This window comes from Nostoc sp. UCD121, assembly GCF_014222285.1.
Taxonomy (GTDB): Bacteria; Cyanobacteriota; Cyanobacteriia; order Cyanobacteriales; family Nostocaceae; genus Nostoc.
Genome location: NZ_JACKZS010000288.1, coordinates 1 through 7,575 on the forward strand (window position 1 = coordinate 1; position 7,575 = coordinate 7,575).

Sequence of the window (7,575 nt, forward strand, 5' to 3'; positions counted from 1 at the left end):
CTCCCCCTGCTCCCTGCCCCCGCCCCCACAGTACTATTAGCTGCGCTCTAAGTCATCAAGCACTCTTTCGCAATACCAATTTTCCGGCATCCCAGGATAAGTTTCCTTTGCCTGTTCAATTAACCGTTCGGCTGCGGCAGTGTCACCGGATAATTTAGCAATCAGTCTGTTTTTGAGATAGCTATCAGATACACCATCGTCTACCTGATTTGATATCCCTTGATTTATAGTTGATGGTCGGGACTGATCTCTTCGTAACTGCCAAAATAAAACGTAATAAAGTGTCCCAAAAATTAAAATTAGGCTGAGTGTTCCGAAAAAAGTTAGGAGATTAAATGCTAGATAGCCTAGAACTAACTGCGAGAGAACATACCCCAGTAATAAACCAGTGAGTAAGAGAATAAATGTGCCGACAGCAATAACTACTTGATTCCCCATATATCCTCTTCTTCGTCCTCAAGTCCTGGTCTGGATACTGCCACTGGCTGAGGGTTCCAGGGAGCAAATACTGGTAATAGAAGTAGTCCTGGTATGGCGGCGGCGATGGTAATTAAGAAAAATATAGGCCAACCCGTGCTTTGTGCGATCGCACCTCCAGGGGCCGCTAGAATGTCGCGGCTGACAGCCATTAAGCTAGATAGCAAAGCATATTGGGTTGCGGAAAACCGTTGGTTACAAAGACTCATCAAAAAGGCAACAAAGGCTGCTGTCCCCAATCCACCACAAAATTGTTCTATGTTGATGGCAAGTACCATAGCTTGGTAATTTTTACCGATGTATGCTAAGAAAAAGTAAGCTAAATTACTTACTGCTTGTAGAATACCAAAAACCCAAAGCGATCGATTGATGCCAATGGTACTCAAAATTGAACCACCTACTAAAGCACCGACAATCGTAGCAATTAGTCCCATCCCTACTTGAATTGCCCCAATATCGGTTTTGGTAAAACCCGTTTGCAGCAAAAAAGGCGTGGTCATATTGCTCAACAAAGCATCACCTAGTTTGTATAGGGTAATGAATGCCAGCATTAGAATACCTTGGATGATGCTCTGACGCTGAAAAAATTCTTTAAAAGGTAAAATTACAGCATCCCTTAGAGAAGCAGGAGGGCTAATTTCTTTGGGTTCCGGTGCGAACAAGGTGGCAAGAATACCAATTACCATTGTTCCTGCCATAAATAGGTAAACCGATGACCAAGGCAGTCTGTCAGCAAGTATCAAGGCTAAAGCACCTGCGACTAACAGGGCTATTCGATAACCCAAGATAAAAACGGCTGCACCAGCCCCCATTTCTAGTTTTTCTAAAACGTCGGTACGGTAGGCATCAACAGCGATATCTTGAGTTGCACTGATAAAAGCAATGACTATGGCGTTGATAGCTAGTAGCTGTAATGCTTGTTTGGGTTGTTGAAAAGCCATGACTGCGATCGCTAAAATCAAAGCAATCTGCGTCAAAATTAACCAACCCCGTCGTCGTCCCAAAACTGGTAAGGCGAACCTGTCCAGCAATGGCGACCACAAAAACTTTAAGGAATAAGGCAAACTAGCGAGGCTAAACCAACCAATAGCGGCTAAATCTACCTTTTCTACGGTCATCCAAGCTTTTAAGGTATTACCAATTAACAATAATGGTAAACCCGATGAAAAACCTAAGAATAATAAAGCCGCCATCTTGCGACTACCGAAAACTTCCAGTAGCGATGTAATTTTCCTCATAGTTTCAACTTTTTGCCTCTTTTGAGGAAGTATCAATAAAATACAACGAGTAAATGGGAGATTGTATCATTTAACTAGTACCTATAAAGGTTTAAATTATGAGAGCGACAGCAGTTCCTATTAATCCCTATCAGGAATTGAAACTTGCCATAGCTAGTGTGTGATTTCCCCCAAACATGACAAACTACCAAGATTTACTTGGGTTAAATACAAATTCAGGATAACCTTATAGTGTCAGCGTTTTCTTAACTTTCTTGAATTGGATAAACCTGATGTCCCTTGATTTCTACTTTGTGTGCAGCGAGGCATTTTTCCCAACCTTCACGCGTACCAATGTCGCTTTTGCTATTGAGTAATCCTAATTGCTGTTCTTGTTGGGTGAGTTTAGCAAATTCTTCGTAGCCTGGATAGTCGCTGGTAACAAATGTTTCCTTTCGGTGCAAAACTGGCGGATTTGCCCTAGTTTTGTAGTCTCGGTGAGTGATGAAGAGGGTTTTTAAGTCAATACCTATACTGGCTTTTAACGCCGGATGGGGATCAGTGTCGAAATCAGGGTAAAACAGATAGGATATTTGCGGCTTATCAGTGTGATATTTGATCAATGTGGCTCCATCTACACGCCCAATGGTACGGCTAGCGCAACCTTCACAAATTCGTAGTACGGGATCAAGTGCTGCAAGTGCCGAAACATGGACGTAAATAGCACCGCGTGTGTGTTTACCAATTTTGCTTTTTTCGCACGCAGTTTGAATTACCCCAGATTTACCTAAGCTGAAAAGCTTTTGGTCGGCTACAAGACACGCTTCCTCATAGCTGCTGAAAAAGGCTTTAATATCGTGACGCATTTCTGGGGCTAGCTTTTGCCATGCAGGGCGTTTATCAAAGTGAGTCAGGGCGAGATAAACTTGGATATCGAGAGAACGACGATAAGCGATCGCATCCCATTCAGCCTCATCAGTAGCTTGTAAAATTACACCAAAGGCGCGGCGAAAGTTACCAAATTCGCTGAGTAATTCTGGTTCATTTTCCAATTCGCCTTTTACGGGGAGTCTACCGCGCTTGGTAAAAAACGCCATGAGTGGTTGCAGCTGTTCTTGATAATCTTCAAACCGCTTAATGGGGATGCGGACTCGTGGTGTAGAGGTGGTAGAAAAGAAGCGGATAGCTTTGTAACTTTCTTTTTGGGCTTCATCTCGAAAAACAAAGTAAACACCTAGTGCGATCGGTACTGCATCAACATTTAGGACTTCATCAATATAAGTTTTGAGTTCTTGTTGTTCGTAATATTTCTGAAAAGTATTGCGGCGCGTCACAATGCCATCATTGTAAGCAAGTTGGGTTTTGCTGGGAGCGTTAATTAGTATTTGAGCCGCAACAATTAAAACTTTCCCGGTGAGTTCCCAAGCTTGGATTAGGCTTTGACGGCGTTCCTCTGAGTCTTCAATGACGTTGAGGATATAGCCCAGGTTAACTACATCGGCGGGGGTGCGTGGTACATCAGGATAGTAGTAAGGGTCCCAGCCGGTACTGGTGTAACCTAAGTTTTTTACTCGCTGGACATCACCACCGTAGCCGCAGCCGTAGTCAAAAAAAGTGGTGTCTTGATTGAGGATTGACCCTTCTATAGCCAATCGTACAGGGCGAGAGATGTCGGGGCGAGCGATCGCAGCTCTATGACGCTCAATTTCTAGCGCTTCAGGCATAATATTAGTTGTCAGTTAACGGTGAACAGTTAACAGTCAACTAATATCCTTTCAATTTTTAACCGCTAGTTCAATTAAATCTTCAATTTTCTTGATATTTGGATCGCCTGCTAAGTAGCCAATTCCTCGATGCAAATGCAAACGGAATTGGGTAGCGAGGGTTTCTTTATCGGTGGGATAACCGTCATTGTGACAGCGTTGCTTGAGGGCGAGGAGGAGAATATCGGACATTTCGCCGCCAAAGACGCGCCAACTCATTTCGACGTTGCTATCTTGGGGAATTGGAACGGGGGAGGGTGTGGTTGATTCTGCGAGGGAACGACAAAACGCCCAACGACAGAGGATATTCCATTGGTCGATTTTGGTGCTGCGCTTAAGTTTGGTAAGTTGCTCTTTGGCTGTTTGAGAGAGTTTTATTCTTTCGATTGGGGATTCCATAACTAAAAGTAAAAGGGAAAGAGTGAGTCTATCTACGCACTCTAATATCAATATTTAAAGTGGTATATATAGTAGTTAGTAATATACAATTCAATAGTTGTCTATATCCTCGCAGTCAATATCTCATACATATTTTGAATCTAGTGTCAGGAAAATATATATATTTAATTAAACTTCGCATTTAGAAAATATATTATGGCTAAATTGCAATTGCATTTTAATGGCTCTTTTTCCTTTAAAAAAGACGAAATCAATAGACTGCTTCATACTGCTGCCCAAGAAAAAGGCTTAAATGATAGCTTGCCTAATTTGATGGAGAAAACAAGTTTAGGCAATGGCAAAGTAGGACGAGTAAAAAGTTGGGCAGTACGTGCAGGGTTAATTAAGAATAATCGCCCCAGTCGGGAAGGGGAAATTGTCTTGCGACTAGACTCAGGCTTAGAGTCAAATATTACAGACTGGTTGATGCACTTTTATTTAAGTTTTGGTGATAAAGGACTACAACAAACACCAGAAAATCCTGTTGATTGGGGTGGATGGCCTTACTTTATATATACGTTCTTACCTCGTTATAGTAAATTTACTAGCGAGGAATTATTGTATCATATTGCTTCCGAGTTTGAAGAAGAAAGCAAAGTGATTGCTGACAGAATCAAATTTATCTTGCGGGCATACACTGAGTTTCAAGCTTTAGCATCCTGCAAGTTTATCACTCAACAAGAGGATAAATATGTTGCTGGAAATGCCCACTTACCTAACTCTTACCTAGTGGGATATTTCCTAGCCAAGCTGTGGGAACGTGACTTTAAAGGCGAAGGTTCTGTTCTTACCGAGTCCATCTGGAACCAGAAAATGGGAATTGCTGCTGTACTGGGAATCAAAGCAGACGCACTACAGGAACAGCTAAACGCACTAGAAGCTTACGGTATCATCGAACAGCGACGGGCAGTACCTCCTTTCCAAGTGATTCCGCGCTGGGATGAACCTTTGGGACTGCTGGAAAAAGCCTATGACGGATAAAGCTGATTTCCTGCTGCGAGATGCGAGACCCGATGACAGAATTCACTTGCTACTGTGGGATACACTTAATGAAAGCGAACTAGTACGTATCGCTTTTGACAATAATGCTGAACGGGTCAACTACCGAAAAAATTTGCTACAAAGGATTCATCCGGGAGAAAACTTTCTCACGCTTCATCATAATTTGGATCTGGAATTGGATGCCATCAAGTCAATGTGTTCTGGGGTTAAAAAGCAGATTGTTTTATTGGAAGGGTTAGATTGTCTGATTACTTACTTACAGGTGACATCTGGCAGTCACATTACCCTTTTCTGGAAGCAACTGGAAGAGACTCGCAAGCTAGAAAAACTTTTGTGGATACTACTACCCCAGCAACTAGCACCCAAAAATTGGTCGTCAGAGCGAATTAAGCGTATTCCTTCAGGATAATTATCACTTTGCATTTGCTATTTTAATTGATTATGCTCCTCAACCAACTTGTTGAAATCAACGAAAAGGGTAGTATTGCCAGTTCTGTCAATTTTGGGATGTTGGATGATTTAGAGAAGAATTTACCTCTGTGTGAGAGTTTTATCTTTAATTACGACTCAACAAAACCTGAGTTATCGACGGTTGGTATTTTGGATGCGGTGCGCCGTAGCTATCATAGTCCAAATCAGCCGAATATCCATTTGATGATTCAACAATATGGTAAGGGTAAATCTCATTTTGCGATCGCTGTAGCCAATTTTTTCAAAAAACCCTTCCACAGTCAAGAAGTGCAAGGGATTTTGTCACAAGTAGAAAAAGCGACATCTGCCAAAAACCAGGCTATCTCTGAAGGATTGAAGCTTTTTAAACAAAACCAACGCCACCAACATTTAGTTATCTGTCTTAGTGGTGACATCGGCGGCGATATCAGAAAGCAATTTCTCCAACAACTTGTTAAAAGTCTAGAAGCAGCAGGTATTCAAGATTCTTTAGCACACCATATATGCAGCGAACCCCTACGCTATTTGGAAACTTTGAATCCAGAGAATAGGACAAAGGCAGAAAAATATTTACAAAGTAATGGTAATCCTGATGGTGATTTAAATTCTCTCATTCGCTTACTCAGAGAAAATAACTCTGATGTAATATCCAGTGTTAAAAAAATTGCCTTTAAAATCACGGGATTTACTCCTGATTTTACTGCTGATATAAATATACAAGCAATTTTAGAAGACTTGATAAAAAATCATTGCATTGGTGAAAATGCTCACTTCCAAGGGATTTTAATTTTATTTGATGAGCTAAACCAATATCTAAAAGCCTGGGCAGCAGATGATATTGGTGCTGGAGGTACTGCACTGCAAAATATTACCAACATTTGTGAAAACTACAAAGGCAAAATCGCTCTTTTAAGTTTCACCCAAATTCATCCCGCTCAAGGAGTTGGGATTTCTGCCAATGTAATACTAGAATACCAAAAGATTGCAACTCGCCTTGCACCAAAAGATGGGACTACTTACAACCCTGCTTCTAGCTTAGAACTGGTTATAGAGAATTTATTGTTGGTAAAAAATGCATCTACTTGGCAAACATTTAGTTCCCAATGGCATAACACTCTGAGGAGAGAAGCTGAAACAGCTTTCGAGCGAAGAATTAAAATTTATAAAAAGAAAGGCTGGTCTTTTGAAGAATTTTATACCCACTTATCCGAGGGTTGTTTTCCCCTTCATCCTCTGACGGCTTATCTGCTGTGCAACCTTGATTTTACCCAAGATAGAACTGCTATCCAGTTTATAAAAGGTGATGTGAAAAACTTTATTGCAACTCAACCTGTGGAAAATGCTGGCAAAGCCAATTATATCTATCCCATTGCTTTATACCAATTTTATATGAAGCTGCATATAATAGAGAAAACAAACTCGATAAATTAAAAGAACCATGAGCCGCCCTTTTGAGATTGAAATCGCAGAGAGCGAAGAAGAACTTAAAAAACGCCTACAAACAGCTAATTTAGGGAACCAGAAAGAAAAACTTATTATGCTGTGGTGGATAAAAAGCGGGCAGGCCAAGGAGCAGCAAGATATTGGAAAACGCTTGGCTAAAGATACATCAACGGTGACAAGATGGTTACAAAAATATAGATCGGGTGGGCTAGATGAATTATTGAAAATAAAAAAAGCTCCGGGAGCAAAACGGAAAATTCCTGAAGGAGCGATCGCGGCACTTGAAGAGGAGTTAAAAACAGGAAAAGGCTTTAGTAGCTATGGTGCAATAGTAGAGTGGTTAAAGCAAGAGCAGGGGCAAGATATCGAGTATGCAACGGTTTATGCATTGGTTCGATATCGATTAGGGGCAAAACTAAAAGTACCACGTCCTCAAAGCCATAAGCAGGATGAAAAGTTAGTATCTGAGTTTAAAAAAAACTCGGTATCATTCTGAATTGTCTAGAAAAACATCTAGCACCCGGCAAATGTGTTAGCTACCTGTGCCAGGATGAAACGAGGGTGGGACTGAAAACTCTTACAGGAAAAGTGATTACTGCCTCTGGAGTTAAGCCTACTGTTGAGGTGAAATGGCCACGGGAAAATTTTTGGATTTATGGTGCAATTGAACCATTGACTGGAGATCATAATATTATGAATATCCAAAACTGAATGGCGAGTGTTTTCAACAGTTTTTGGACTGGCTATCTCAACAATTAGGTGGAGATTACGCTATTTTACAGGTT

The 7,575-nt window shown here is 41.2% G+C and carries 9 protein-coding genes; 5 read left to right on the forward strand and 4 right to left on the reverse strand.

The window, feature by feature from the left end:
- Positions 1-36 precede the first annotated feature (36 nt).
- The 4 genes from GNF10_RS33435 to dndE all read right to left on the reverse strand — a co-directional run bounded on the left by GNF10_RS33435 (position 37) and on the right by dndE (position 3,856).
- The gene (locus GNF10_RS33435) at positions 37-438 is read right to left on the reverse strand and encodes an ABC transporter permease (protein ID WP_185582329.1); all 402 of its coding nucleotides are present in this window, start codon (positions 436-438) and stop codon (positions 37-39) included.
- A complete protein-coding gene (locus GNF10_RS33440) occupies positions 423-1,715 on the reverse strand; it encodes an AmpG family muropeptide MFS transporter (protein ID WP_185582328.1) in 1,293 nt (430 codons plus the stop codon). The genes GNF10_RS33435 and GNF10_RS33440 overlap by 16 nt, the downstream gene beginning before the upstream one ends.
- Before the next feature lie 245 nt (positions 1,716-1,960).
- Positions 1,961-3,418, reverse strand: coding sequence for a DNA phosphorothioation-associated putative methyltransferase (locus tag GNF10_RS33445; protein ID WP_185582327.1), 1,458 nt, complete (start codon positions 3,416-3,418; stop codon positions 1,961-1,963).
- A 51-nt stretch (positions 3,419-3,469) separates the two neighbouring features.
- Positions 3,470-3,856 (reverse strand): DNA sulfur modification protein DndE, encoded by a 387-nt coding sequence (gene dndE / locus GNF10_RS33450; protein ID WP_185582326.1) that lies wholly within the window; start codon positions 3,854-3,856, stop codon positions 3,470-3,472.
- Between the two features lie 195 nt (positions 3,857-4,051).
- Here dndE and GNF10_RS33455 point away from each other — a divergent pair, with 195 nt between their 5' ends.
- The 5 genes from GNF10_RS33455 to GNF10_RS33475 all read left to right on the forward strand — a co-directional run bounded on the left by GNF10_RS33455 (position 4,052) and on the right by GNF10_RS33475 (position 7,501).
- Complete coding sequence (locus GNF10_RS33455) at positions 4,052-4,876, forward strand: hypothetical protein (protein ID WP_185582325.1); 825 nt, start codon at positions 4,052-4,054, stop codon at positions 4,874-4,876.
- A complete protein-coding gene (locus GNF10_RS33460) occupies positions 4,866-5,306 on the forward strand; it encodes a hypothetical protein (protein ID WP_185582324.1) in 441 nt (146 codons plus the stop codon). The genes GNF10_RS33455 and GNF10_RS33460 overlap by 11 nt, the downstream gene beginning before the upstream one ends.
- A gap of 32 nt (positions 5,307-5,338) precedes the next feature.
- Complete coding sequence (locus tag GNF10_RS33465) at positions 5,339-6,778, forward strand: hypothetical protein (RefSeq protein WP_185582323.1); 1,440 nt, start codon at positions 5,339-5,341, stop codon at positions 6,776-6,778.
- A gap of 7 nt (positions 6,779-6,785) precedes the next feature.
- Entirely contained in the window at positions 6,786-7,286 is a 501-nt protein-coding gene (locus GNF10_RS33470; RefSeq protein WP_185582322.1) for a helix-turn-helix domain-containing protein, read from the forward strand.
- A 65-nt stretch (positions 7,287-7,351) separates the two neighbouring features.
- The gene (locus GNF10_RS33475) at positions 7,352-7,501 is read left to right on the forward strand and encodes a hypothetical protein (protein ID WP_185582321.1); all 150 of its coding nucleotides are present in this window, start codon (positions 7,352-7,354) and stop codon (positions 7,499-7,501) included.
- Positions 7,502-7,575: the final 74 nt, after the last annotated feature.